General features: G+C 51.9%; 30 protein-coding genes and 1 riboswitch. Of the genes, 16 read left to right on the top strand and 14 right to left on the bottom strand.

From position 1 onward, the window contains the following. Window positions 1–25 precede the first annotated feature (25 nt). Genes IRJ17_RS09060 through IRJ17_RS09070 form a run of 3 tightly spaced genes read right to left on the bottom strand, consistent with a single transcriptional unit; the run spans window position 26 to window position 3,670 of the window. Window positions 26–1,201 carry a Ger(x)C family spore germination protein gene (locus tag IRJ17_RS09060; RefSeq protein WP_122964380.1) on the bottom strand — a complete coding sequence of 392 codons (1,176 nt, stop codon included), beginning with the start codon at window positions 1,199–1,201 and terminating at the stop codon, window positions 26–28. After that, window positions 1,198–2,580, bottom strand: a complete 1,383-nt coding sequence (locus IRJ17_RS09065; protein ID WP_173596687.1) for a spore germination protein — start codon at window positions 2,578–2,580, stop codon at window positions 1,198–1,200. Before IRJ17_RS09065 ends, IRJ17_RS09060 begins: the two co-directional genes overlap by 4 nt. After that, window positions 2,570–3,670, bottom strand: coding sequence for a GerAB/ArcD/ProY family transporter (locus tag IRJ17_RS09070; protein WP_173596688.1), 1,101 nt, complete (start codon window positions 3,668–3,670; stop codon window positions 2,570–2,572). Before IRJ17_RS09070 ends, IRJ17_RS09065 begins: the two co-directional genes overlap by 11 nt. A gap of 147 nt (window positions 3,671–3,817) precedes the next feature. On the opposite strand from IRJ17_RS09070, the gene IRJ17_RS09075 reads away from it, so the two are divergent. The 6 genes from IRJ17_RS09075 (at window position 3,818) to IRJ17_RS09100 (ending at window position 8,377) form a co-directional block, all read left to right on the top strand. Beyond that, a complete protein-coding gene (locus tag IRJ17_RS09075; protein WP_173596689.1) occupies window positions 3,818–4,909 on the top strand; it encodes a quinone-dependent dihydroorotate dehydrogenase in 1,092 nt (363 codons plus the stop codon). 151 nt (window positions 4,910–5,060) lie between these two features. After that, window positions 5,061–5,256, top strand: a riboswitch (cobalamin riboswitch). 148 nt (window positions 5,257–5,404) lie between these two features. Further along, complete coding sequence (locus tag IRJ17_RS09080) at window positions 5,405–6,169, top strand: energy-coupling factor ABC transporter permease (protein ID WP_063230911.1); 765 nt, start codon at window positions 5,405–5,407, stop codon at window positions 6,167–6,169. Beyond that, window positions 6,166–6,450 (top strand): energy-coupling factor ABC transporter substrate-binding protein, encoded by a 285-nt coding sequence (locus tag IRJ17_RS09085; RefSeq protein WP_063230912.1) that lies wholly within the window; start codon window positions 6,166–6,168, stop codon window positions 6,448–6,450. Before IRJ17_RS09080 ends, IRJ17_RS09085 begins: the two co-directional genes overlap by 4 nt. After that, window positions 6,447–7,238 (top strand): cobalt ECF transporter T component CbiQ, encoded by a 792-nt coding sequence (gene cbiQ, locus IRJ17_RS09090; RefSeq protein WP_173596690.1) that lies wholly within the window; start codon window positions 6,447–6,449, stop codon window positions 7,236–7,238. The genes IRJ17_RS09085 and cbiQ overlap by 4 nt, the downstream gene beginning before the upstream one ends. A gap of 4 nt (window positions 7,239–7,242) precedes the next feature. After that, a complete protein-coding gene (locus IRJ17_RS09095; protein ID WP_122964385.1) occupies window positions 7,243–8,097 on the top strand; it encodes an energy-coupling factor ABC transporter ATP-binding protein in 855 nt (284 codons plus the stop codon). 115 nt (window positions 8,098–8,212) lie between these two features. Beyond that, on the top strand, window positions 8,213–8,377 hold the full coding sequence (locus tag IRJ17_RS09100; protein WP_167470292.1) for a hypothetical protein: 165 nt from the start codon (window positions 8,213–8,215) through the stop codon (window positions 8,375–8,377). 52 nt (window positions 8,378–8,429) lie between these two features. On the opposite strand, the gene IRJ17_RS09105 is transcribed toward IRJ17_RS09100, so the two are convergent. Beyond that, on the bottom strand, window positions 8,430–8,567 hold the full coding sequence (locus IRJ17_RS09105) for a hypothetical protein (protein WP_217022210.1): 138 nt from the start codon (window positions 8,565–8,567) through the stop codon (window positions 8,430–8,432). A 183-nt stretch (window positions 8,568–8,750) separates the two neighbouring features. On the opposite strand from IRJ17_RS09105, the gene IRJ17_RS09110 reads away from it, so the two are divergent. Further along, window positions 8,751–9,245 (top strand): hypothetical protein, encoded by a 495-nt coding sequence (locus tag IRJ17_RS09110; RefSeq protein ID WP_122964386.1) that lies wholly within the window; start codon window positions 8,751–8,753, stop codon window positions 9,243–9,245. An 18-nt stretch (window positions 9,246–9,263) separates the two neighbouring features. Next, complete coding sequence (locus IRJ17_RS09115; RefSeq protein ID WP_173596692.1) at window positions 9,264–9,440, top strand: hypothetical protein; 177 nt, start codon at window positions 9,264–9,266, stop codon at window positions 9,438–9,440. A gap of 424 nt (window positions 9,441–9,864) precedes the next feature. Here the strand turns inward: IRJ17_RS09115 and IRJ17_RS09120 are convergent, their stop codons facing one another. After that, window positions 9,865–10,065, bottom strand: coding sequence for a hypothetical protein (locus IRJ17_RS09120; protein ID WP_122964387.1), 201 nt, complete (start codon window positions 10,063–10,065; stop codon window positions 9,865–9,867). A gap of 492 nt (window positions 10,066–10,557) precedes the next feature. Here IRJ17_RS09120 and IRJ17_RS09125 point away from each other — a divergent pair, with 492 nt between their 5' ends. Then, window positions 10,558–11,112 carry a hypothetical protein gene (locus IRJ17_RS09125; RefSeq protein ID WP_242774414.1) on the top strand — a complete coding sequence of 185 codons (555 nt, stop codon included), beginning with the start codon at window positions 10,558–10,560 and terminating at the stop codon, window positions 11,110–11,112. A 485-nt stretch (window positions 11,113–11,597) separates the two neighbouring features. Here IRJ17_RS09125 and glnA read toward each other — a convergent pair whose 3' ends face one another. Then, window positions 11,598–13,016 carry a type I glutamate--ammonia ligase gene (glnA, locus tag IRJ17_RS09130; protein ID WP_063227267.1) on the bottom strand — a complete coding sequence of 473 codons (1,419 nt, stop codon included), beginning with the start codon at window positions 13,014–13,016 and terminating at the stop codon, window positions 11,598–11,600. 224 nt (window positions 13,017–13,240) lie between these two features. Here glnA and panE point away from each other — a divergent pair, with 224 nt between their 5' ends. The 3 genes from panE to IRJ17_RS09145 are packed head-to-tail and all read left to right on the top strand — an operon-like array spanning window position 13,241 to window position 16,383. Continuing rightward, window positions 13,241–14,170, top strand: coding sequence for a 2-dehydropantoate 2-reductase (panE, locus tag IRJ17_RS09135; RefSeq protein ID WP_217022212.1), 930 nt, complete (start codon window positions 13,241–13,243; stop codon window positions 14,168–14,170). A 47-nt stretch (window positions 14,171–14,217) separates the two neighbouring features. Further along, complete coding sequence (locus IRJ17_RS09140; RefSeq protein WP_122964391.1) at window positions 14,218–15,153, top strand: 4-hydroxy-3-methylbut-2-enyl diphosphate reductase; 936 nt, start codon at window positions 14,218–14,220, stop codon at window positions 15,151–15,153. A gap of 9 nt (window positions 15,154–15,162) precedes the next feature. Further along, window positions 15,163–16,383, top strand: a complete 1,221-nt coding sequence (locus tag IRJ17_RS09145; protein ID WP_242774416.1) for an MFS transporter — start codon at window positions 15,163–15,165, stop codon at window positions 16,381–16,383. Here the strand turns inward: IRJ17_RS09145 and IRJ17_RS09150 are convergent. Continuing rightward, window positions 16,373–16,762, bottom strand: coding sequence for a cupredoxin domain-containing protein (locus IRJ17_RS09150; protein WP_122964393.1), 390 nt, complete (start codon window positions 16,760–16,762; stop codon window positions 16,373–16,375). The two genes, IRJ17_RS09145 and IRJ17_RS09150, sit on opposite strands and share 11 nt — an antisense overlap. A gap of 286 nt (window positions 16,763–17,048) precedes the next feature. Between IRJ17_RS09150 and IRJ17_RS09155 the strand changes: the two genes are divergently transcribed. From IRJ17_RS09155 to IRJ17_RS09165, 3 genes are read left to right on the top strand one after another with little or no spacing between them, the layout of a single operon-like run. Further along, window positions 17,049–17,396 carry a PadR family transcriptional regulator gene (locus tag IRJ17_RS09155; RefSeq protein WP_242774418.1) on the top strand — a complete coding sequence of 116 codons (348 nt, stop codon included), beginning with the start codon at window positions 17,049–17,051 and terminating at the stop codon, window positions 17,394–17,396. Next, window positions 17,396–18,073: a permease prefix domain 1-containing protein gene (locus IRJ17_RS09160; RefSeq protein WP_122964395.1), complete on the top strand. Its 678-nt coding sequence runs from the start codon at window positions 17,396–17,398 to the stop codon at window positions 18,071–18,073. Before IRJ17_RS09155 ends, IRJ17_RS09160 begins: the two co-directional genes overlap by 1 nt. 1 nt (window position 18,074) lies before the next feature. Then, the gene (locus IRJ17_RS09165; protein WP_242774421.1) at window positions 18,075–18,629 is read left to right on the top strand and encodes a DUF4825 domain-containing protein; all 555 of its coding nucleotides are present in this window, start codon (window positions 18,075–18,077) and stop codon (window positions 18,627–18,629) included. Window positions 18,630–18,732: 103 nt separating this feature from the next. Here the strand turns inward: IRJ17_RS09165 and IRJ17_RS09170 are convergent, their stop codons facing one another. From IRJ17_RS09170 to IRJ17_RS09185, 4 genes are all read right to left on the bottom strand, one after another. Next, complete coding sequence (locus IRJ17_RS09170) at window positions 18,733–19,260, bottom strand: GNAT family N-acetyltransferase (protein WP_242774423.1); 528 nt, start codon at window positions 19,258–19,260, stop codon at window positions 18,733–18,735. Window positions 19,261–19,364: 104 nt separating this feature from the next. Next, the gene (locus IRJ17_RS09175; RefSeq protein ID WP_217022213.1) at window positions 19,365–20,372 is read right to left on the bottom strand and encodes an inorganic phosphate transporter; all 1,008 of its coding nucleotides are present in this window, start codon (window positions 20,370–20,372) and stop codon (window positions 19,365–19,367) included. Between the two features lie 18 nt (window positions 20,373–20,390). Beyond that, window positions 20,391–21,008 carry a DUF47 domain-containing protein gene (locus IRJ17_RS09180; RefSeq protein WP_173596698.1) on the bottom strand — a complete coding sequence of 206 codons (618 nt, stop codon included), beginning with the start codon at window positions 21,006–21,008 and terminating at the stop codon, window positions 20,391–20,393. Between the two features lie 76 nt (window positions 21,009–21,084). Continuing rightward, entirely contained in the window at window positions 21,085–21,699 is a 615-nt protein-coding gene (locus IRJ17_RS09185; RefSeq protein ID WP_122964400.1) for a LysE/ArgO family amino acid transporter, read from the bottom strand. 144 nt (window positions 21,700–21,843) lie between these two features. Between IRJ17_RS09185 and IRJ17_RS09190 the strand changes: the two genes are divergently transcribed. After that, complete coding sequence (locus IRJ17_RS09190; RefSeq protein WP_242774425.1) at window positions 21,844–23,292, top strand: aminotransferase-like domain-containing protein; 1,449 nt, start codon at window positions 21,844–21,846, stop codon at window positions 23,290–23,292. A 108-nt stretch (window positions 23,293–23,400) separates the two neighbouring features. On the opposite strand, the gene IRJ17_RS09195 is transcribed toward IRJ17_RS09190, so the two are convergent. The 3 genes from IRJ17_RS09195 to IRJ17_RS09205 form a co-directional block, all read right to left on the bottom strand. Continuing rightward, complete coding sequence (locus tag IRJ17_RS09195) at window positions 23,401–23,733, bottom strand: spore coat protein (RefSeq protein WP_122964733.1); 333 nt, start codon at window positions 23,731–23,733, stop codon at window positions 23,401–23,403. Window positions 23,734–23,749: 16 nt separating this feature from the next. Continuing rightward, complete coding sequence (locus IRJ17_RS09200; protein WP_122964402.1) at window positions 23,750–24,058, bottom strand: ferritin-like domain-containing protein; 309 nt, start codon at window positions 24,056–24,058, stop codon at window positions 23,750–23,752. Between the two features lie 117 nt (window positions 24,059–24,175). Then, window positions 24,176–24,988, bottom strand: a complete 813-nt coding sequence (locus IRJ17_RS09205; RefSeq protein WP_122964403.1) for a hypothetical protein — start codon at window positions 24,986–24,988, stop codon at window positions 24,176–24,178. Window positions 24,989–25,000 lie beyond the last annotated feature (12 nt).

Below are 25,000 nucleotides of genomic sequence, written 5' to 3' on the forward strand. Positions count from 1 at the left end.
AGTTTTTTTGTGGGCAAATCCTTACTTACTCAGGGCCGAGTGGATCGGGGTATTTGGAGGAGTTCATCTTCATTTTGCCTGAGTCGCTCAAATGCACCTGTATATGAATCGAGGCAATCGAATCTGCGGTCGGCGCCGTACGATGCTCTTTTTCATACGCCCGCCAGGCCCGGTAGTCTTTTTTGAACAACTCTTTTTCCAGGCCGTACAAGTCAGTGCCCTTTTTCAATCCTTTTAAAAAGGTGTCCCTGATTTGCTCCCGGACCTGTTCTTCCGAGTTTTTCTGAATGTGCGCAGGACTGACTGGGCTCATTAGCTCGCGAACAAAGCCTAGCAGATGCACCTTCAATTTATAGCGGGGAATCGGCCCGGTGGTGAGCGGGACGATTTGCAGTCCTACGTGCTTGATGCGGATTGTCGCTTTGGGCGTGTTGTTTTCGCGGATGATCAGGCCGGCAAACTCGGTGTCTTTGTTCATCCAGCGCAAGCCCATCAGATCGCGGCTGGGAAAATAGCCTTTCCAATTGCCGCGATGCAGCGCGTGCACCCCGTCGATGGACAGGCGCGAGGTGTAGTGATTGTTCTCCTTCCACGAGTGGGTGTAGATGGTGACATTGGGCAGCAGCACGGTATTCGAAGGGTCCCAAAAGTTGCTGATGAAGCGGTAAAACTGGGTCGGCTCGATAAAGGAGCGCTGCTGATACACGTCTTTTGGCTGATGCAAAAGGGACGTCAGCGGAGAGAAGCCAGTCAGGGCGTGATTGCCAAGAATTTTGTCGACCGGCTCCCTCGTCGCGAACACCCATTTTGTATAGCGGATCAAACCGTAGCGGTTCAAGATGTCATGCGTCGTGATTATGCCTTTTTGCAGGATGCGCTCGTGAAATACGAGAGACGAGACGAATCCGAGGAACAGCGGCACTTGCGAGTTTTTTTGCAGGTTGTCAAAAGCGGACATCAGCGTCTTACCTCTCCCGATCGAAATAGCAGCGGGAGGCGAATCCGGTTGACTTCCCGTTTCCTGTTTGGCGACGCTGGACAGGTCGACAGACTGGGCGTAGAGGACGTATTCGTCGTTGATAAAGTCAACGCCAAAAGCAGACAAATAGCTCAAATCCTGAATCGATTTCTGATCCCAGCAGCCGCTCAAAAGCGTTGTGGCAAGCAGCAGCAAAGCGCAAGCGATTCGGGCGTATTTCATTTGGTGTTCCCGTCCTTTTCAGGCTTTTTGCGGAAAAAGTAAATCAGCGGCTGGAACAAGACCAGATACAGATTGGACAGCACGTTGGACGAGCCCATCAACACGTAGGGACGGCCAAACGAGGTCAAAGTGGACAAGTAGTAAATAATCGCAATCATTCCGATGACGAATCCGTACATGCCGATCGTCGACGACAGGAGGAAGACAACAAAACGGGTGACCGTGACAGCACCGCTCAGCGCCTGGTTGACGAGAGTGAACGAAGCGACGACTGTCAGCGAGCCTACGAACAGCATCGAGGGCGAAGTCAACCCGGCGCGAATGGAGGCGTCTCCGATGATCAACGCTCCGACAAGCGCCAGCGTTTGCCCGACGTTTTTCGGCAGACGGGCTCCCGCTTCCCGCAGAAACTCAAAAATGAACAAAATCACGAAAAGCTCCATCGGCGCGGAAAATGGCAAGCCTTTTCGTCCCTGGGTAATCGTGGCAAGCAACTGGAACGGAAACTGCTCGACGTTGTAAGCAGACAAGGCAATCCAGAACCCGGGGAGAAAAGCGGCAATCCAAAAACCGCCGAGACGCAGCATGCGCTCCAGCCATACGTACGTGATCGGATATTGATCGTCCTCTGGAGATTTGATCAGCTCCAGGAGGGAGACAGGAGCAATAAGGGCCAGGGGCGAGCCGTCCACCATCACGATAGCTTTTCCTTGCAGAAGCAAGTAAATCGCATAGTCGGGGCGTCCCGTATAGTCGACAAGCGGAAACAAGGAATAGCGATTGTCGCTCAGCATTTTTTCCAACAGCGCGCTGTTCAATATTTTTTTGTTTTCGCAGGCAATCAGCCGATCGCGAATCATCTCAAGCAGGTCGGGAGCGGCAGTGTCTGTCAAATACAACAGAGCAACCCGGCTGCGGGAGCGGGTGCCGAGAATGAACGGCTCATAAGCGAGGGTAATCGTTCGCATGCGTTTGCGGATGAGGGCCACATTGGTCGACAAATCCTCCACGAAGCCGTCTCGCGGACCTTTGATGGAAATTTCCGTGTTGGCTTCTTCTGTCCCCCGCTGCGGCCGATTGGAAATATCCCAGGAAAAAGGCGGCGAATCCCCCAAAAAAATCAGCAAGTCTCCCGCGAAGAGCCGTTCAGTCCACAGCTCCGGATTGGTGAACAAAGGGACGAGCGGAAGCGAGCGCAGATCGCCAGAATTTACGCAGTGCTCCAATTGAGGCAAAGCCGTCTCCTGCAAATGCCGTACGTCCGCCAAACCTTCGCAGTACAGCATGAGCACAGACTGATCGTTCGGGGTGACAGCCCGCAGGAAGACGACATCAGCACAATGCGCAAATCTATCACGCAGCTCCTCTTCAAGGGTCATGGCTCACATCCTCCAATCTGGTTGGTTTTCGCAGCGACAGCAGGAACAAGATGAGTGTGACGACTACCATAACCAGCAAGTAAAAAGGATAGTAAATCTTCGAGAGAAACGTCACGAATTGCATGTCGCTGTAAGGAAGACTGGTCAGGGCGATCATGCTGGCGCCAAGGACGAACATGACGTATTTTCTTTGCTTTTTCGTGCGCAGGACGAGCAGCTCCCCGAGCAGCAGCAAGCAAAGCGTAATGCGGATAAACGACCCGGACAGCCACTGAAAAATCGAGAAAAACTCCATGTTCTCGATGTCTTTGCCGATCGTCAAAAGCCGCCATTGCTCAAAGGCGGGAAACCGCTGGCGCGTCGATTCCACAGGCCCGAACTCGGCGATGGCTCCTGTAAGCGGACTGAGGGTCAGTACCAGGACGATCGCGATCATGATGATATAGTGGACGGCGCGAAGCGGTTTGCGAATGTGGTGTTGCAGCAAAAGCAAAAGGAACAGCTCGGTAAATCCTCCTCCTACAAACACCATGGCGTGCAGGGTGGGCATAAGCCCGTTTTGGAACAGCGGCAAAAGCTGGGTATAATCTTTTTTGGGAATGTTGCCAAACGCGACGAACATGCCCAATAACGAAACGGCAGGCAGCAGGATGCCGGAAGTAATGCCGACAGAAGCTATGCCGCCGTAAGAGGCGAACACGCACAAAATGATCAGGGCAAGCGCTGTCACCCATTCCGGTGTCTGCGGCAAATAGTTGACGGTAGTCCATGTTTGCGTATCGATTAAATTGACGAGGGCCATCAAGTACAGGCAAAGGATGATCGGGGCGAGGAGCAGATGCCGGACGGTTTTTCCTGATCGCAAAAGAAGCCACTGGGACAGCGACATCTGCTTGATCCGTCTATTGATGAAAAACAGGGCGTATGCCCAAACGGCAAAGGGGATGGCGCCAATAATGACGCTCAGCCAGGCATCGCGCCCAGCTTTGCTGAGCAGCAGAGGAATAAGGGTAACATGGTTGGTTATTCCGATTGAGAGCATCATGACCATGATCGCTTGGCCAATCCCGATTTTTCCGTCTGCTTTCATGAAACATACGTCCCCTTTTAAATCGCTGGTTTTGTTATAGTTTGTCTGCTCGACTGGAAATATGTATCGCGTATAAAGGTTAGCCCACGAGAAACAAAGTGTGGTATTCTACAATGAGGTAAAAATGGAGTAAGGAGTGCAGCCGGGATGTATAAGCTCATAAGAAAATATCTGTTCCAGATGGATACGGAAGAGATTCATGAAAAAACGGTTGGTGCCTTGAAGCTGATGGAAGATTCTGCTCCGGGAAAAAGCTTGCTCAGAATGATGTTCCAGTTGAAGGACGAGCGTCTGGCGACAAAGCTGTGGGGAATGACTTTTCCCAATCCGGTAGGACTCGCCGCCGGTTTTGACAAAAATGCCGAAGTGTATCATGCGCTCGGTGCGCTCGGGTTCGGCTTTGTGGAAATCGGGACTTTGACGCCGCAGGGACAGCCTGGCAATCCGAGGCCCCGCTTGTTCCGTTTGCCTGAACACGAAGCAGTGATCAACCGAATGGGCTTCAACAACCACGGTGCGTATTTGGCTTCGCAGCATCTGGTAGATTACGCTTATTCCGATGTTCCGATCGGGATCAATATTGGCAAAAACAAAGTCACTCCTAATGAGGAAGCGGCTTCTGACTATATCAAGTGTCTGGACATGCTCTATGCGTACGGCCATTATTTCGTCATTAACATCAGCTCGCCGAACACGCCGAATTTGCGCGACTTGCAGGAGACAGAAAGCATGCGCCAGCTGGTGCGGGCGATACGCGAGAAAGCGGCTGAGCTGGAAGCGCGCGGCATTCAGAAAAAACCGATTTTGCTCAAAGTAGCTCCAGACATGTCTGACGAGCATATGCGCGATGTCGTGCAAGGGGCTGTGGCGGAAGGCATTTCCGGGATTATTGCCACCAATACGACACTGTCGCGGGAAGCTGTTCAAGGGCATCGGTACGCCGAGGAAGCGGGCGGTTTGAGCGGAAAGCCGCTGACAGAGCGATCGACAGCGTGGGTGAAAGAGATTTATCAGGAAGTCGGAGGCAAAGTGCCGATTATCGGTGTCGGAGGCATTTTTACCGGAGAAGACGCCTATCAGAAAATACGCGCGGGCGCCAGCCTGGTCCAGGTTTATACTGGCATGATTTATCAAGGGCCTGGCATTTCGAAGCAGATCAACAAGCAATTGCTCAAGCTGATGCAGCGGGACGGTTTTTCCCACATCAACGAAGCGGTTGGCGTGGACGCGAAAGCGTAGAATCAAAAACGTAGAACCAAAAACAAGGCTCGTGCAGTCAATGACATTCGCCAAAAGGTCATCGGTTGCAGGAGCCTTTTGATAATAAGCTTTACGCTGGATTGGGCGATTGAGTATAATAATGTAGGACAAGCAAGAACTGTCAAACAATTGGATATTGTCGGCAATAGGTGCCTTTGTGTGCATGAGCACGAAGGGTAACAGGGAATCGGGTGAAAGTCCCGAGCGGTCCCGCCACTGTAATCAGGGAGTTCTCTTTGATGAAGTTCCACTCATATTCATATGGGGAAGGACAAAGAGCGCATCGATCTGAAAGCCAGGAGACCTACCTACTTGCCACACCCTGGAGACCTTCGCGGAAAGGAGCGGTGAATACGGAGCAATTGGACAGAAGTTCATGTCTATTGTTTTGTGCGCATACCTCGTCTGCTATCGGATGGGGCTTTTTTGATTGGAAAAAACGGTAAAAAGAACAGCAAAGGAGGAGAAGTTGCCTTGAATCGATCACGCTTTGTCTCGACCTGTTTATTGATTGCGGGCTTTGTTCTTTACTTTCTCGTAAATGAACCGCAAACTTCTTACGCGATGCACATTATGGAAGGGTATTTGCCGCTGTCGTGGGCGTTGTTCTGGTGGGTAGTATTTATTCCGTTCTTCATTCTTGGCATTCGTTCGTTAAACAAAATCGTCAAAGAACACCCGCAAATGAAGCTGCTTATTGGCGTATCAGGTGCCTTTGCTTTCGTGCTGTCTGCTTTGAAAATTCCTTCGGTGACGGGAAGCAGCTCCCATCCTACCGGAACAGGACTTGGGGCGATCATGTTCGGCCCGTGGGTGATGTCTGTGCTGGGCAGTCTGGTGCTGTTGTTCCAAGCCTTGCTGTTGGCGCATGGCGGATTGACCACGCTTGGCGCCAACGCCGTTTCGATGGCGGTTGTCGGGCCGATGGTGGCTTACGGGGTGTACCGCCTGATTGTCCGTGCCAACGGAGGACAACGTTTGGCTGTCTTCGCTGCGGCAGCTCTTGCTGACCTGGCGACTTATGTAGTGACATCTGTTCAGTTGGCGCTGGCTTTTCCGGCTGAGTCTGGCGGGGTATTGGCTTCTTTCGCCAAGTTCGCTGGCATTTTTGCCATCACACAAATTCCGTTGGCGATCAGCGAGGGGCTTCTGACCGTGCTCGTCTGGAACTGGCTTCAATCTTACAATGCAAAAGAGCTGGCGGAGCTGCGCTTGCTGAAACGGGAGGAATCGCTGTGAAAAAAGGAATGAACTGGCTGCTGCTCCTGGGTGTCGTCGTGCTTGCGATCGTGCCGTTGCTTTTGGTGCAGGACTCGGAGTTCGGCGGAGCGGACGGAGCGGCAGAGGAAGCGATCAAGGAGATTGCCCCTGCGTACGAGCCGTGGTTCCAGCCGCTGCTTGAACCGCCAGGAGGCGAGACGGAGAGCTTGCTGTTTGCCGTGCAAGCGGCATTGGGAGCGGGCATTGTCGGCTATGCGATGGGCTTGTACAAAGGTCGGCTGGATAAAAACAAAAAATGAACTGGCAGCAGCTTGACTCTCTTTCGTATCAAAACCGTCTGAGATTTTTGCCGCCGGAACACAAGCTTCTGTTTGCGAGCGCGTTGATTTTGCTCGTTTTGACAGGACATGAGTGGTTGCAAATGGCGATTTGCATTTGGATGGGAGTATGGGTGATCGGATATGCCCGTATTCCCGTCCGTTTCTATTTCGGATTTCTTCTTTTGTCTCTCTCGTTCTTTGTTTTGGGTTTGCCTGCACTTCTGCTGGAAGCGACAAGGGCGGAGACAGCTCCTGTGACTCAGATGGCAGTGGCGTGGCATGTCGGCCCTTATTTGATATACGTTCCAATGAGCGCCATCAGCAAGGTGTGGGTGCTGTTTTGGCGAACGATGGCCAGCCTTGCCTGCTTTTCCTTTATTTTGTTTACGGTGCCGTTTGCCGAGATTTTGCAGGTGTTGCGCAAGCTGCGGCTTCCGGTCATCGTTACGGATTTGCTGATGATTATGTACCGCTTTATTTTCGTGTTGCTCGGCGTCTCCCATCAGTTGTGGATTGCTCAGCGCTCGCGTGGCGGACACCGGGGATTTCGCGCGACGATGCGCGACATCGGCGGTCTGGCTGCCCAGCTGTTCGTCAGGGCGATGCGCAAATACGATGCGTTGTACAAAGGGATGGCAGCCAGAGGCTTCGGGGAAAGCTTGCAAGTGCTTTCTTTGCACAGTCATTCCCGCTCCAGACGATATGAATGGGAGTCGATAGCAGGCTGTGTTCTGCTGATTTTGCTGGAGTGGTGGACAGGGGGATAATGCTTTGACATCATGGCTGTTGGAATTTGCTGACGTGCACTACGCCTATCCGGGTGGCCGCGGCCCTGTGCTGCGCGGACTGTCCCTGGGCATTCCAGAAGGGAAAAAATGCGCGCTGCTCGGACGAAACGGTTGCGGCAAATCTACTTTGTTTTTGCACGGGAACGGGATCATCCAGCCGCAGCAAGGGCAAGTGAGCTGGAAAGGGACGCCGCTCAGCTACAAACGCGCTGCCTTGCAGGAGATGACGCAAAAAGTCGGTCTTGTCTTCCAGGACCCGGAGCACCAACTGATCGCCAGTACCGTAGCGGAGGATGTATCCTACGGGCTGTGCAACCGGAACCTGCCGGCGGACGTGATTCGCCAAAAGGTACAGGCGATTCTTCAGGCGTTCGGGATGACCGAGCTTGCTGACGTGCCGATTCATCACCTGAGCCTGGGGCAAAAGCGTCGACTGGCTTTGGCCGGGGTCATGGTGCTGGAACCGGAGCTGTTGCTTTTGGATGAGCCTACGGCGTATCTCGACCGCTATCAGACGCGAAATCTTTTGCGCGAGCTTGATGCGATTCACCAAAACGGGACAACGGTGCTAATGGCGACGCATGATATGGATATCGCGTTTGAGTGGGCGGAATGGATTTGCGTGATGGATGCGGGCAAACTCGTATTTGCCGGGGAGCCGCAAGAGGCATTGGCACAAAGGGAGCTGCTGGAAAGCCTGCATCTCGGCATGCCGCTCATCGCTGACGTGTGGGAAGCTTTGCCGCAGGAATGGCGACAAGAAGCTGGAGAGCGCGTCCCTTGTTCGCTGGAGGAATTGAAAAAGCGTCTGCTGACTGGACAGGTTGCTGTCCGTTAGCGACGGAGAAGCGGTCGCGCTGGCGGCCGTTTTTTGTTGTGCGCGATTTCTTGACGCATGGCAAGAACAATCCAAGGGTATTCTATCCGTAAAATTCCTTTTGGAGGTATCCCTGATGGAGCACGATTCGTTGATGAGTTCTTCGCTTGCTGGCGAGGAGCAACAAGAGTTTCCCGAGAAGGTCAAAGATCAGCTCATGTTCAACGTGTTGGAAAAGGAAATGACGACCGAAGAAAAGGAAAAGAAAGCGAAAGACGAATATTTGACAGGAAAATCGTAGTCATTACCGAAAGGTCCTTCTCGGCTAACAAGAACGAGAGGGGCTTTTTTGCTCAGTTGTTGTTCCCTTTGTCTTCTTTTTCTTGCCGTTCTTTCAAAATGGACAAGAAGGCCAAGAAATCGCCCAGCAGAACCACAACGGCCGCCATCAACGCCAGGTCTTCCGCAGAAAAACCATTGTTCTGCTTCATGGTTCAGCCTCACTTCCATAGGTTATCTGTCCCTTGTATCATATGCGGAGCCGTTCGGACGGAAATGGGTATACGCACAACTTTGCCATCTTGAGAAATGTCGGCCGGATTTTGTAGGGAAATGTCTGTTTTTAGCGAATAAAAGAGAATGGACCTACTTAAAACGGGAGAAGTGGTGAGATTGTGATTTCAGCTTTGAATAAGACGCTCTGTGTTCAGCAGCTTGTGGAGAAATTGAGAGAAAAAGAGCTTGTCCACGTTTCCGGCTTTGACTTGAAGGAAACGAACAAAGCTTTGTATGAATATGTGCATCAGTTGAGCAGCTCCATCGCGATCATTCCAACCACGATCGATTCTGTGATTACAGGTGTCATCCGCTTCAAGGAGGGCTATTTCATCACGCTCGGCATGCTGATCTGGAAGGACGCAACCCAGAAAGGCCCGTTCAAGGAAGGGACTTTTCTGTTTTACAAGCGCGACGACAGCGATTCGCTGGACGAGTGTATCCATATCACCAACTCCATTGAAAACCACAACCTGATGGAAAGCTTGTTTTTCGCGTGCTGTGAGAGCAAGGGCGACGATCTGGTGCTGAAATATTCGCATATCGAGCATGCCATCCAATATGGAGAGACGTATCGGGAACTGAAGGAGCAGTGGAAAAAGGGATTTGCTTGATCATGGAGGTTAATGGAAATGTTGGACTTTGGTGCTGTCACTTTTGACTGGGTATCTTTTTTCTTGGATTTGATTTTGATTGGGGTGCCAGTTGGAATTGTTACTTATTTTGCCGTTTGGTCTAGTTTTCGCAAGAAGCTGGCTGAGCTGGAGAAACGGGTCGGAAGCTTGGAAAAAGCAGGGAAGAGTAACTGAGCAAAAGGCGAATGCGAGGAGCGAGCGTCAAAAAGTTTCTCTTGGATCAGGCGGAGGGACTTCCGCTGCGGTGTGTATTTTCCATTATTTATATATAAACGCCAGTTTTTGCGCAACCGATAAACATAATGTCATCTAGTATAAGTTCGCAATTGGGGATAGGCGTTCGACTAATCGTGCAGAATAGTCGGCGCCATTTTTTTTGCCGCGATAAGCTGGGTGGTCCGTTGGCAGATGAGGGCAGCGTTACTTCTTTCGTCCTCGCCTGTATGGGCGCGCGGTGTGAAAAGCAGCAGACAATCCTTTCTTTGTTGTTTGAGAGGCGAGGCGTCAGGATAAGGCATCCTATGCCCGAAAAATGGCGGATGTGTGTGGACGAATAGGGACTGCTGCCCTGATAAAAGAGCAGCAGTCGGATGCTAGTCTAGATGTGAGGGGACACGCCATCTGCACCGAAGAAACGCCTCAGGATGATGCGGTTGTGGGTCGAAGTCCGTTCGAAAACAAATGCGACCTGATTGCCGCGGGGCACGAGATAATAGTGGGTAAATCCTAGTCGCGTAAGCCCGTGGCTGAATTGCAACGCATCCTGAAGGTTGACGATGAAGTACAGATGCTGGGTCATGAAAATCACCTCCTTCCGCACTTAAAGGTAGCAGAAGCAGGTGGGTTTTTTTGTCTAAATTTTCCATATGGAAGTGTTTGTGAATGTCGCGCTCGGAAATGGAAAAATGGCGTGGGGGTTGAGGGGGAAGTGAGGGTTTCTTGCTCTCGTTTGCGGAACGTTATCCAGTTCTGTTACTATGCAAAATTGCTCAAGTATCAAAAAGTGGTTACTATCAGTGGCTGCACTTACAGAATTGGGCAGCCAATCACGCATTCGCAGGAAACGGAAGTATTATGACGTAAAGAGGCAATCGTACAGACATTACCTATATCACTTCATACTTCAGAATATTGGACAGGATTATTCAGTTGGGGAAAAAAACATTCCTTTATCCCGGAGGAACGTGCTAATCCAGAAGAAATTGAGAAAAGTATTGGGGAATATACTACGATTTATATATCTTTGATTACGAGCTACACTTATGACTGGTATATAGAAAGGGAACGCCATATGTTTGCACAAGAAACATATATTTTAAAACCAAATCAGTTCATAGACCAAGAAGAAATGTGTAAAGAAAACAAAACCTTAATTGACTGCTTTGATTTAGTTTTTGTCCCGATAGGTGATAGTGAAGAAATGAATAAATACTTCTCGTGTAAAAGAAGTCGCCGGTATGTTGATACAGCCATTCAACTTACCTTCAACGAGGATACATTGTTGCATAAACATGTCTTCGATACCGATCTGTGGGGCGATCTTTTATCCCTTGTGGGTCGATTTATCAAGTTTAATTTTGCTAATGTTCAATTCACTAGCACACAGAGTTATTTCTCGCTAGAGGATCTTCCGAATAATACAATTCAATATTCAGTTAAAGCCGCTGACTCCATTTTTGATTTTGAGATAAAAACTATTCTGCCTAAAAAAGAATTTGTCGAATTTATCCTAGTAGAAACTATAAAATTCAGTGAATTGATGATGAAGTACGGTTTTAACAAAAAATATTATGAAGACAGGATAAAGCGGGCTACTCAGTGGTTGTGTTGTGTTGATTTTTTGTAACTAGATTGATCGGGAGAACTTTGACGCCAATCTTTTGCAGCCACTGCTCATGCCATATGCCCATCTCAGATGCGAGCATACCCGGTTCCTTTTATAGTAGGAAGTCCCAAAAACGATTTGCCAGAGTGCATCCAAGAAAAAGCTCACCCGTCCCTGTTTTAAGGAGACGGGCTGTTTTCGTTCAGTACCTGTCCATATAATCTGACATGTAAACGAACCTGGCCCCGTCGCCGATCGGTATCGTTTCAGTCGTTCGCGACACGACCTGCCCGCCAGTGCCAGCTCGACAACAAATGCCTGCGCACTGCCCAAAAAAGAACTTCGCACTCGGGTTGGTAACTTTGGTATGGGAACTCATGAAGCTCTGCTGAACGACAGACCCTAGTTTAATGTAAAAAAAGCCTTCCATTCAGGAAGGCTTAATCATTTATCGGGAGCATGTGTTCTTTTTGTAGTATTTGTCCGCGAATTGTCTCCCTTAAATCTTACAGATCGTAATACAACTCAAACTCTTTCGGATTCACCGTGCGCTCGACTTGTTGGATGTCGGCGCGTTTCAGGGCGATCCAGCTTTCGATGACTTCCTTCGTGAACACGTCGCCTTCGAGCAGGAAAGCGTGGTCTTGCTCCAGGGCAGTCAATGCTTCCTCCAAAGAGCCAGGGGCGCGCTTGATCTCGTGTTTTTCGGCGTCGGTCAAGTCGTAGATGTTTTTGTCCAGCGGGCCGTAGCCAAGCTCGCGCGGGTCGATTTTGCGCTTGATGCCGTCCAGACCAGCCATCAGCATGGCAGCGAAGGCCAGGTATGGGTTGGCGGTAGAGTCTGGCGTGCGAAATTCGATCCGGGACGCTTTCGGAGTCACGGCTGCTACCGGAATCCGTACAGCGGCGGAGCGGTTTCCTTTGGAGAATACGAGATTGACTGGCGCTTCGTAGCCAGGAACCAAGCGTTTAAACGAGTTGGTGCTCGGGTTAGTCAAGGCGATCAGGGCAGGCGCGTGGTGCAAAATGCCGCCGATGTAGTGGAGCGCAGTCTCGCTCAGGTTTGCATAGCCGCCTTGCTCGTAGAACAGCGGAGTGTCGCCGTCGAACAAGCTTTGGTGGACGTGCATGCCGGAGCCGTTGTCGCCGACGATTGGTTTCGGCATGAAAGTCGCTGTCTTGCCGTGCTTTGCCGCTACGTTGCGCACGATGTATTTGAACAGCAGCAAGTTGTCGGCAGTGCGTGTCAAAGTGTCGAAACGGAAGTTGATCTCGCCTTGGCCGGCAGTAGCTACTTCGTGGTGATGACGCTCCACGTAAAGTCCAGCCTGAGTCATCAAGGTGCACATTTCGTTGCGGATATCCATTTGGGAATCAGTCGGCTGCACAGGGAAGTATCCGCCTTTGTTGCGAACTTTGTATCCCAGGTTTTGGCCTTCTTTTCCGGTGTTCCAGAACGCTTCCTCGGAATCGATATGGAAGTAGGAGCCGGATGGGCCGGAGTCGTAGCGCACGCTGTCGAACAGGAAAAACTCGGATTCCGGGCCGAAGTAGGCTGCGGTAGCCAGACCAGTTTGTTGCAAGTACGCTTCTGCCTTGAGGGCGATGCCGCGCGGGTCGCGAGTGTATGTGGTGTTGTCCGGATTGGCAATGTTACAGACGATGTTCATTGTTTTTGCTTCTACAAAAGGATCGATAAAAGCGGTGGACGGGTCCGGCATGGCAACCATGTCGCTTTCCTCGATGGATTTGTAGCCGACGAGACTGGAACCATCGAAGGCAACGCCATTGCGGAAGGTGCCTTCATCTACGGCGTAAGCAGGAACGGTAACGTGGTGTTGACGGCCAAGCAGATCGACGATACGGAAATCTACATATTCCACTTTCTCTGCATCAATGGTGGACAAAACAGTTTTCATATCCAAAACAACCCACTCCAATCGCGAAATATTTTCGTATTTGGTAAATTATTGTTCGTGTTTTCGTGAATTTCTATATCTCGAATTATAGCGATAACAAACAATGTTCGTCAAGAGGTTTTCTAACTTTATATGTTAGTTTTTCTAACATGATATTGCGGGGTTTTGAAATTGGTTCCGGTTTTGTAGAATATAGACGAACTATTACGAATAAATGGAGGCGAACGGCGATGAAAGTATTGGTACTGGGAGCGGGCGGAATTGGCGGTTACTTTGGCGGCAGATTGGCGGAGTCAGGGGTGGATGTAACGTTTCTGGTGCGCGAACGTAGATACAAGCAAATGCAAGAGCGGGGATTGCGGGTGCAAAGCATTCACGGCGACTTGCATCTGGAACAGCCGCAGATGATTCAGGCGGGGGAAGCTGCGGGGCCTTTTGACGTCGTATTGTTGTCCAACAAAGCGTACACGCTAACAGAAAGCATCGACGCGATTGCTCCCTACGTCAGTGAACATACGGTCGTCATCCCGTTGCTGAACGGAATCGCTCACATGGAGCTGCTGTGGGATCGCTTCGGGCGCGAGCGTGTGCTGGGAGGGCTTTGTTTTATTGAAACAACGCTGAATGCAGAGGGCGATGTCGTGCAAACCAGCCCGATCCACGATGCGGTGTTCGGGGAATGGGAGGGCGGAAAAAGCGAGCGTGTCGAGAAGATCGAGCAAGCTTTTGCCAATATTAACGGAACGATGCGGGCCAGCAACAACATCCAGCGAGAGGCTTGGCACAAATACTTGTTCATTGCGACGTTCTCCGGGATCACTACGCTCATGAACTCTGCTGTCGGTCCGATTCGCGAAGCGGCGTACGGTGTAGAGCTGACAAGACAGCTGGCTGAGGAAATCGTTTCGGTCATGCAAGCTCTGGAAGCACCGATCAAGCCGGACATCGTCGAAAAGCAAATGGAGACTTTCCAAAACCAGCGCCCGCAGACGAAGTCCTCCATGCTCCGCGACATGGAAAAAGGGCTTCCGGTCGAAGCCGACCATCTGCAAGGCTACCTTTTGGAGCGAGCCGAGCAAAGAGGCTTGTCCACTCCGCTTTTGAAAGTTGTCTACAATAATCTGAAGGTTTACGAACTGAAGCGGGAAGAAGGCAAATAAGGTATAATAGTGGGCGAACATCATTAGAAATTTAGGAGGGGTTATAGATGGAAGTCATCAAGATTTCCCCCCGCGGATATTGCTATGGTGTTGTCGAGGCCATGGTCTTGGCAGCGCGTACAGCCAACAATCTCGACTTTCCCCGCCCGATTCACATATTGGGCATGATCGTACACAATGCCCACATCGTTGAGGCGTTTGAAAAACAAGGCGTCAAAACGTTGGACGGAGAAGACCGGATGGCTCTCTTGGATCAGATCGACGAAGGAACCGTCATCTTCACCGCGCACGGCGTCTCTCCCGAGGTGCGGAAAAAAGCAAGGGACAAAGGGCTGACAGTAGTCGATGCGACCTGCCCGGACGTGACCAAAACACACGATCTGATCCGTGAAAAAATCGCGGACGGCTACCATGTGATTTACATCGGGAAAAAGGGGCATCCAGAGCCGGAGGGCGCTGTCGGCATTGCGCCGGATCGCGTGCATCTCGTGCAAAAAATCGAAGAGCTGGAGCAGCTCGACGTACCGACTGACAAACTCATCGTGACCAATCAGACGACGATGAGCCAGTGGGATGTCAAGCATTTGATGGACGCCATTCTGGAGCGCTTCCCGGGGGTGGAAGTGCACAACGAGATTTGTCTGGCAACGCAAGTTCGTCAAGAAGCGGTGGCTGGCCAGGCAGGAGAAGCCGATCTGTGTCTCGTCGTGGGCGATCCGCGAAGCAACAACTCGAACCGATTGGCCCAAGTGTCGGAGGAGATCGCGAATGTGCCGTCCTATCGGATTGCCGATTTGTCCGAGCTGGACATCGAATGGCTGCGCGGAAAGAAAAACGTGGCGGTTACGTCCGGGGCGTCTACGCCAACTCCTTTGACCAAGGAAGTCATTTCGTTCCTGGAGCAATTTGACGAGTTCAACCCGGCTACATGGGAAAAGAAACGGACTGTCGACATGACGAAAATTTTGCCGAGGGTGAAATAGGAGAGCCATATGCCAGGATCACAGGTCGGTATCGGATTATCGGGCGCTGGCGGGAGATACTTCAGTCTCAGCGCCCTTTACCTTTTTATTTATTACGGGTTTGGGGCATTTTCTCCGCTCATTACCCAGTATTACAATTCCATTTCGCTCACAGGCACCCAGATTGGATTGATCAGTGCCGTAGCCCCAGTCGTTTCGATTATCGCTCAGCCGATGTGGGGCCTTTTTTGTGACCGCTTTCAAATTCGCAAAACTGTGTTGATTCTGACACTTGTTGTCTCGGGATTGGTAGGATTGTTTTTCATCGGGACGTCTGCCTTTGCTTTTGTCTTTTTGCTTTACCTGATCCTGTCGTTTTTTCAAAGCGCGATTATCCCGGTCTCCGACAGTCTGGCGTTGGGATATGCGAAAAAAAACGGGCTGCAATTCGGCGACATCCGCTTATGGGGAGCGGTAGGGTTTGCGCTTGCGGCATTTGTCACAGGGCTGCTGGTTGAGAAGCTGGGGCCGTCAGTGCTCTTTTATTCTTACTGTTTCGCGCTGTTGATCGCCGTGCTGCTTGTGTTGCGCGTACCGGATGAGTCGCAGGAGACGCCGCGCTTTCGGGTTGGCATGCTGGCTGGCATGCGCGATCTGCTGCGGATGCCGCGCTATTTGTTGTTTCTTTTGGCGTCGTTTTGCGTGCTCGGAGCTGTGAACGCGAACAACATCTGGTTTTCGCTGTTTTATCAGGAGATTGGCGGCACTGTGGCGGGAGTAGGGCTGGCTTTTCTGTTGTTCGCAGGCAGTGAAGCGCCGTTCATGAAGCTGGCAGGCATGATCGTGCGGAGGTGGGGGCTGGAGCTGACGCTTTTGCTCGCCGCTGTATTCGGAGCGGCACGCTGGCTTTGGTACAGCTCGGCTCCAAGCACGACGCTGGTCATCGCCATGTTTTTCGTCCAGGGAATCTCAGTCGGATTTTACTTGGCGACCTCCGCCCAATTTGTGCGTGAAAATACGCCCGCTTCCCTCCAGGTGACGGCGCTGGCCATCTTCTTTTCCGTGGGAGGCGGGCTGGGAACGATGCTGTGCAATCTGGCGGCTGGCTGGATCAAAGATTCCTATTCCACGCTAGGCATTTATTTGTTTTTCGGGATCATCACGGTAATCGGGATCATTCCGTTGGTGATGATCAAATTCGGGCCGTGGAAGCAGCGTTCGTTCGACGAGGACGCGGAGGTTACTCAATAATGAGCATGCCCTGATAGCCGCTTTCCGGATAGCCAGGTGCATCCGAAACGAAGAAGAACCGCCCTTTTTTAGCGGCGGAAAACTGCAACATGGTCGACTGGGTAGGCTTCAGCTCCATGGAAGCCAGGTTCAGCTCGCGTATGGACAGATTGTGCGGCCGGGTGTCTGTGTTGACGATCATGAGGGAGACTCGCTCGCCTTCTTTGGCAGACAGCTGGCTGGGGAGAAAGCCGGCGCCGGAAATCGTGACGGTGTGCGTCCGCGTTGTGGCGGCGTAGGAAGTAAGCATGTGTTGATGATGATGCGTCCAAAGCAGCGTTAATGTCACGGCAAGTGCGAGGAGTGGATAGCGAAGCTGCCGGAACCATTGACGAGACATTTTGCATTCAGCTCCTTTGCGGCAATAACATGGTGGTTGTAGATTGTACTATTATCCTGTCCTCAGTCATTGCCCAATAAACACATTTTTCCTCAGCCCCCGACGCAAGGCGAAATGCTGCCATGGCGGGCGAAAGGTCTGTGTCTTGCAGGAGTGAATAGTGAAAAGCTCTCTTGAAAAAGAGGGCTTTTTCTTTTTGCGGAACAGAGAGATTCAATCTATCTCACACATATTACTTTGTCATACATAGTAATATGTGCTATGCTGTACTTGCGAGGTGAGCCGGATGAGTGACAAAGGCATTAGCAGCGATTTGATCCGCGGACACATCGATACGATCATTCTGCGGGTTTTGTGTGAAAAAGACAGTTACGGATATGAGATCATCAAAACGATTTTTCAAAACAGCGAGCAGCAATATGAATTGAAGGAGCCTTCCCTGTACACCAGTCTGAAAAGATTGGAGGGGCAAAAGCTCATTTCGTCATATTGGGGCGATGAAAGTCAGGGCGGCAGGCGCAAATATTACCAGATCACCGCAGAAGGCAGGGCGGCATATGCAAGCGCGCTCGCTTCGTGGCAGGTCGCCAAACGGTTGATAGACAAGCTGATCGCGAGACAGGAGGAAGTGTGATGGAACATCTGCAAGCTCATGTGGAAAAGCTGTTTTACAAATACAAAAAGAGCAGCCAGATAGAAGAGTTGAAGTGGGAAGTGCTGAGCAATCTGGAAGCGCGAGTCGCGGATTTGGTCGCAGACGGGATGGAGCTGGAAGAAGCGATGCGTGTCGCCATCGAGCAGCTTCCTTCGGCGGATCAGCTCGTCGGGGAAAAGCGCAAGGTATACGCCGCGGTTTTCATGCAGGAGCTGGTACAGCGCGTGCTTTTGTACACCTTGGTCGCCTGGGTGCTGACGATGCCGCTGCGGATATGGGGAATGGGCATTTTGCTGAATCACAGTTTGCTTGCCCTTTGTTTGCTGGAAGGAGCTGTGTTTGCTGCTTTGCTCGGGATAAATCGGAAGACTGGCAAGCGAAAAGCTGTCGAGCTGAGCCTTCGCTCTGCTTTTACCTTGCGAAAAACGGCCTGGTTGCTGTGGGGATTGTACATGGCTGTATCGGTTGCGTATACGACAGCGCTGCATTTTGGCAGCGATATTTGGTTCGCCAGGGAGATCAGCCTGTCCGGGCCGTATCAGTTCGCCACGGTCGCCGTAGAGTATGTGTTGCCCCTCGTCTCTATCATCGTGCCGCTGTTGTTGCACGTCGTCCCAGATGTGATGATGCAGTGCGAAGCGAGGGAGGAAGATTGAGATGAGAACGAAGCTGATTGTTTTGCTCGCGGTAATCGGTTTGGGCATGTTTGCCTTGATTCAGGGCGTCATCATTCCTGACAGAGAGCTTGCTGCCAAACAGTATTTGGAAGACCAGCAAAATCCGCTGACACACGATTTGCAAACGATTTTGCCGTACAAGCACAAATACATGGGGGCGGTTTCCAACCTGAATTTGTTCAACCATTTGCCGTTGAGCAATGAGCGGCGCTCGTTTCAGCTGCGTCCCGAGCAATTTGCGATTGAGGTCAAGTACGAAGCCAGCGAGTTGCGTTCCGACGAGAAAAAGATCAGGCAAGCTCTGCTGTACAATTCTGTTGCGGCTTTTGCCCTGATTGACAATTTGCAAATCATCGAGTACCAGTTCGTGGACGAGACGCTGACGATTGCCCGCGCCGACATTCAAAAAGCGTTTGGAGACGATTTGGAGTCGCTGTTGACGACAGATAAGTGGCGGTCCGAAGCGCAGGAGAAGTGGAGAGACGAGGCGTTTTTGGCAGAGAGTGTGAAGCTGCTGCAAGAAAAGCGGCAGTAGAGGTAGCAAAAGCAAGAAGTCTTCTGTTTGGGGGTCAGTCCCGTCTCCCGGCAAGCAGGGGAAGGCTTGCCGGGAGCAGGCTTGAGGGCCGCTTGCGCTTGCCTTAGGCAAAAAACGCTGGAGAATAGCGAACCGTTCCATGGACGCCATCCAGACCGCCAGGAACAAGCTCCATTGCCATGAATGCTTCGTCCGGCACTTCAAAAGGAGCGCGGATATCCCATTGGGAAGCGGGACGGAAGCCGAACTTGGGGTAGTATTTCGCATGTCCGAGCACGACGATCGCTGTATACCCAAGCTCTTTGGCGATCTCGATCGACTTGTTGATCAGCGCAGTCCCGATTCCTTTTCCTTGCTGGGAGGGGCGGACGGAGACGGGAGCCAGGGCGAGCGCCTGATGGCAAGAGCCGCCAGCGTGAACGATCTCGATTTTGCTCAGCAGCAAATGTCCGACGATGCTGTCGTGCTCTTCATAGACGAGTGACAGGGCAGGGATGAATGCGTCGGATGCTCGCAAGCGCGAAACCAAAAGATGCTCGCTGTGATCACTGAAAGGCTCATCGGCAAAGGCGGTTTGTACTACTTGCTCGGTTGCGAGATAATCGCTCGGTTTTTCTGCACGAATCGGCATGATCTATTCCTCCGAATGTCTTTTCCCCATTGTACATCAAGCTGATTCAGATGGCGTACTGGCGATCACATTCGCGAAGGCGGCTTTGAATACAGCACCCCCCATTAAAAAAACAGGCTTAACACGTAGTAAAAGAAAGCAGCAAGCAGCGCGGAGATGGGGAGGGTGATAAACCACGTAATGATGATTCGCTTGGCGACGCCCCAGTTGACCCCTTTCAGCCGTTTTGCCGCCCCGACGCCCATAATTCCCGACGAAATCACATGGGTGGAGCTGACCGGAAGCCCCAGCTGTGTAAAGGTAAAAATGATCGTGGAGGAGCTTAAATCGGCGGTAGCGCCGTTGATCGGCTCGATTTTCGTAATTTTGCCGCCGACGGTCTTGATAATTTTCCAGCCGCCGACAGAGGTGCCAAGCCCCATCGATATCGCGCAAATCAGCTGGACCCAAAACGGAATGGTCGCCGTATCAGTATGCAAGCCAGCAGCTACCAGAGCAAAGACGATAATGCCCATCGCTTTTTGTGCATCGTTCGTTCCGTGTGTAAAAGATTGCAGGGCGGCGGTGACGATCTGAAAGTAACGAAAGCCCCGGTTCACTTTGGCGGGCGGGATGTGGATGCTGCGAAACACGGCGTAAACGAGCTTCATCAACACAAAAGCGGCGACGAGCGCGATGATCGGCGACAAAATCAACGCCTCGAAAATTTCGACGAAGCCGTTCCAGTTAATTTGCTGCACGCCGGCCGAAGTGAGAACCGCTCCCACGACTGAGCCGATCAATGCGTGGGAAGAACTGCTGGGAATGCCGTACCACCACGTAACCAAGTTCCAGAAGATCGCGGCCAACAGCGCAGCCAGCACGATCAATACGCCAAATTCCAGCTTGGCGGGATCGGCGATTTTTCCTCCGATCGTTTTGGCGACTCCGGTAAAGGCGAGAGCGCCGACAAAATTCATCACGGCAGCCAGCGCAATAGCCGTTTTCGGCGGCAATGCTTTTGTCGAGACGGTGGTGGCGATCGCGTTGGCCGTATCGTGGAAGCCGTTGATAAAGTCAAAAGAAACAGCCAGCACAATAACAGCCACAACAAGAGGCAGGCTTGTATGCATGAGAGTAGCCTCCTTGGTTTATGTATTGCCCATGATTACAGTCTCCATCGCGTCAGCGACATCCTCGCAATGATCCATGACGTCCTCCAGTACCTCGTAAATCTCCTTGAACTGCATAATGTGAATCGGATCGCTCGACGCTTTGAACAGCCGGCGAATACTTTCCCGCTCAAGCTCATCCCCGGTACTTTCCAAATCGTTGATCCGAATAATGTACTCCTTCATGCCTGGCAGCTTTTGCTTTTGCAACAGCTCGATGGCGAGCAAAATTTGCTGGGTAGAATCCTCGATCAGCTGGCCGAACCGCACCATTGTTTCATCCGGCTCCATGATGTCGTACATGTAAAGGCGAGCCGCACACCCTTCCAGACCGTCCAGCACATCGTCCAGCTTGATCGCCAGGTTCATCACGTCTTCACGCTCGATTGCCGTGATGAACGTCTTGTTGATGCGCACAATGATTTCGTGGATCAGCTTGTCGCCCTTTGACTCGAACACTTTCATTTCCTCGGCAAAGCTTTTTAAGGTGTCCAGCGAATTGATTTTATATTGGTTGAAATACACAGCGGAATCATGCACGTTTTTGGCGATTTCGTACAAGTCGTCCAAAAGGGCATCCGATTTGGTAAAAAGCATAAAAAGACCTCCACATCGTAAGTCGACTAGACATAGTGTGAGTGGAGGCGGGTTTCGTTATTCACTTTTCGCAAATCTAGAGCGAAAGGAGCTGGCTTGCCATGTAAACGGCGACACCCCACATGATCAGCGCCGAAACGATGTTCAATGTGCGCAGCAAGCTGCCGGAGCGATCCAGCTTGCCCGTGATTCTGCCTGCCAGCGCCAAGCCGAAAAACCAGAGGCAGGAGACGAGAATGCAGGCGAGCGTAAAGCCCCACTTTTCCGTGCCTGCATAGCTGAGCGAGCTGGTCCCAATTACGCCGATCGTATCGAGGATCGCATGCGGATTGAGCAGCGACACCGAAGCGGCAAACATCATTTGCTTTTTCGCGGAAAAGCTTTCCTTCTCTCTGTTTTCCGGATCGGGACGGCTGCGCCAGGTCAAGTAGCCCATGTACAGCAAAAAGCAGACGCCGATTATGTACAAGACCGTTTTCAACCAGGTCACAGTCAACACGATCAAGGATACGCCGAGAACAGCGAGCAAAATCAGGATGGCATCGCATACGGCAGCCGTAACAATGACAGGTGCGGCTCGCCACAACGTAGGCTGCGAAGCTCCTTGATTGAATACAAACACGTTTTGCGCTCCAAGCGGCAAAATCAGCCCAAAGGCGAGCACAAAACCGTGCAAAATGGCTTCGGCCACGATTTCTTCCTCCTTTTTCCCATAAGCACATGAGTGATTGCGTTACCGACATTATGGCGGAGGAAGGGCGGAATGTCTCCAGCCAATTGGTTTGCTCGCATCCCAACCAATTTGTAAAATGGACGTAAGAGGAGGAGAGAACGGATGCTGACGATTGACTGGAAGCCGGACAAAGCGGGAGACATGCCTGTGTATGCCCAGATTGTCGCCTATATAAAAGGGAAGATTGCCGGGGGCGAATGGCCGATCAACAGCAAGCTGCCTGCGCAGCGCGCTTTGGCCGCAGCTTTCGGAGTGAACCGCAGCACGGTTGTGACCGCCTTGGAGGAGCTGAAAGCGGAAGGACTGATTGAAGCGACGGTCGGCAGCGGTTCGGTCGTCTGCAATAACTCGTGGTCGCTCTTGGCCACTACGCCGCCTCCTGATTGGCTCGGGTACGTGCAGTCGGGCACGCATTTGCCCAATTTGCCGACGATTCAAGACATTAATCGCTACGAGCCAGATCCGCGCTACATCCGGATGGGAACGGGAGAGCTGTCGCCACGGTTGATTCCGACAGCGGAGATGGAGGATGTTCTCGCTGATTTGCGGGGAAAAATGACGCAGCTTGGCTACCCGGAACCAAAAGGGCTGCTTCCGTTGCGCGAAGCCATCAGCGCGCAGTTGCTCAAGCAAGGAATCGCAGCTTCGCCAGCATCGATTTTGGTTGTATCGGGAGCGTTGCAAGCGTTGCAGCTGATTTCCCTCGGCATTTTGCACAAAGGCTCGACGATTTTGCTTGAACAGCCATCCTACTTGTTTTCGCTGCCGCTGTTTCAGTCTTCGGGAATGAGACTGGCAGGTGTTCCGATGGATGAACAAGGAATATCGCCACAAGCCCTCACACGGCAAAAGCAGCTTCACAACGGGGCGCTGTTGTATACGATTCCCGCCTTTCACAATCCGACCAGCATTTTGATGAGCGAACAGCGCAGACGCCAGATCATGGCGACATGCGAAAAAGCGCAATTGCCGATTTTGGAAGACGATGTGTACGGGGAGCTGTGGCTGGACGCGCCGGGACCTGCTCCGCTGAAAGCGAGTGATCGAAGCGGGCTGGTGCTTTACATGGGCAGCTTGTCCAAGACGCTAAGTCCTGGCTTGCGGATCGGCTGGATTGTCGGGCCGCAGCCGGTCATCGAACGGCTGGCTGATGTGAAAATGCAGATTGATTACGGCTCCAGCGCCCTCTCGCAATGGGCCGCAACCGAGTGGCTGACGTCAGGACGCTACGAGCGTCATCTGAGGCACATTCGCCAGTCCTTGCGTGTGCGAAGAGATCGCATGTGCGAGCTGCTTGCCCGCTGGTTTGGCGATTTGGCCGACTGGCATGTTCCCCAAGGAGGATTTTACGTCTGGCTCCGCTTGCGCCAGGCTGTGTCGATGCGCAAGCTGTTTACCCAAGCTTTGGCGGAAGGCATTTTGCTCAATCCTGGCTATGTGTACGACCAGACGGACAGCCAGCATTTGCGCTTGTCTTATGCGTATGCAGATGAGGCAGAAATGGAGCGGGCGCTACACACTGTCGCCAAGCTATTGAGGGCAAGCGAGTGAAAAGCGATCAATGAAAATGAATTGCGCCAGATTGTCAGCGCAAAACAGCCACGACCCGCAAAACAGAACGGGCCGTGGCTGTCCAAGACGGATGCTGCGTGAGCAGGCTTAATGATAAGGGAACTGGGTGGAATACCCGGAGAACTGCTGGTACGCTTGCTCCAGCTTTTGCTGTTCTGCCGCTTCGAGCTTGTACCAGCCTTTTTGGAACATCAAGTTGTACGCTTCCCGCGCTGATTGGTGCGTTTCATCCAGCATCTGCATCATATCGGCGTGCAGCTGTTGGTGGCTCGCTTCACGAACAGCGACGTTCAAGCCGTCAGTCACGTATTTGCATGTTGCCAGGCAGTCGTTGATAAAGTCGCGGTCGTTCATTTGCGGACCTTTGACTTGTGGCAGTTGACCGGATTGCGGATTGGCGATCTGATTTTGGTTTGGCATCGTCATTTTCCCTCCCTTACTGCATTTGTTGCTGCTGTTGTTGGGATTGCGTCTGCGGCAAGGTAGCCATGATCGCTGTGTTGTTGTTCTGGAGATGGGAGAGCAGCTTCTGGTAATGCTGTTGGTGCATGCGTCCGGTTTTCTCCAGACATTGTTTTACATCCGGGTCAGTCGCTTGCTGGGCAAAGAAATGCAGCTTCTTAAAGGCAAGCAGCTCCCAGGAGAGCGCGTCCTTTATATAGCTCAAGTCTTTTGTCGAAATGACTTTGGGCGGCTCGGGAATCGGCGCTTGCGTAAAAGGCAGGGAAGACATGATGGATGGCATCTGATTGCTCCTTTCATGTTGAGATACATGTATAGGATGGACAACTCGGAAGCAAGTAACCCTGCCTGTTTCCGGCAAAAAATAAAGAACCGATCAGCGCAGGATCGGTTCCATATATTACGAATGAGACAGCTCCAGCGAGGCGACCTGGATGTCGATGCTGGCAGGAGCGATATTCAGGCAAAAGCTTGCTTCTTTGTGCAAATCCTCCTGAATGTCGCGGACGAGCTTGGTTATATCCGTCAAATAAGGCAGCTTGAGCGCCAATGTAATTTGAAGCCGCGGCAAATCTTCAAACGAGAACAGCACTTTGACGACCTGGCTGACTTCCTCGTAGCGGCTGCATGTAGCCTGAGCGATTTTGCGCAAAACTTGCGGGTGAATGACGATCCGTCCGCCGGAAAAAGGCGGATGCACGACGGTCGATTCTCCGATGACCTCTTTTTTCGAACTGAATATTTGGGTGGCGGAGGAGATCAGCCGTTGCAAAAAGTCTTTTTCCACTTCGACGCGCGGAATCGGAATGACGTGTCTGCCCATCGTTTCCCGTACATAGCGGGCAGCTTCGATTTCCTGCGGCGGTTTGATCGATTCGATGGGAATGTATTCGATGGAAGCGGGCAAATGCAGCGCCTCTACAATCCGGGTGATCATGCGCTGGGACGTGCCGAGAATCAGCAGCCGTCCCGGTTGATGCTGTTCGAGACTGCGCCGCACTTCCTCGGCGTGCTCCTCGTAATGAAAAATCGCCCGTTTGACAGCCTGGATTTTCGTCTTTTCGTATTTGGCGGAGGTTCCGGCCACCTTGCGCCCCTGGTAGATCAGGATGCCATCGTCAATAATGGCGTCGATGTTCATGCGATGGGCGAGTTCTAGTGCGCTGGAGCTTTTTCCTGTGCCACTGGTTCCGTACAGGGCGTAGATTTCCATGGAATCCCTCCT

This window comes from Brevibacillus parabrevis, from assembly GCF_022701015.1.
Lineage (GTDB): Bacteria > Bacillota > Bacilli > Brevibacillales > Brevibacillaceae > Brevibacillus > Brevibacillus parabrevis.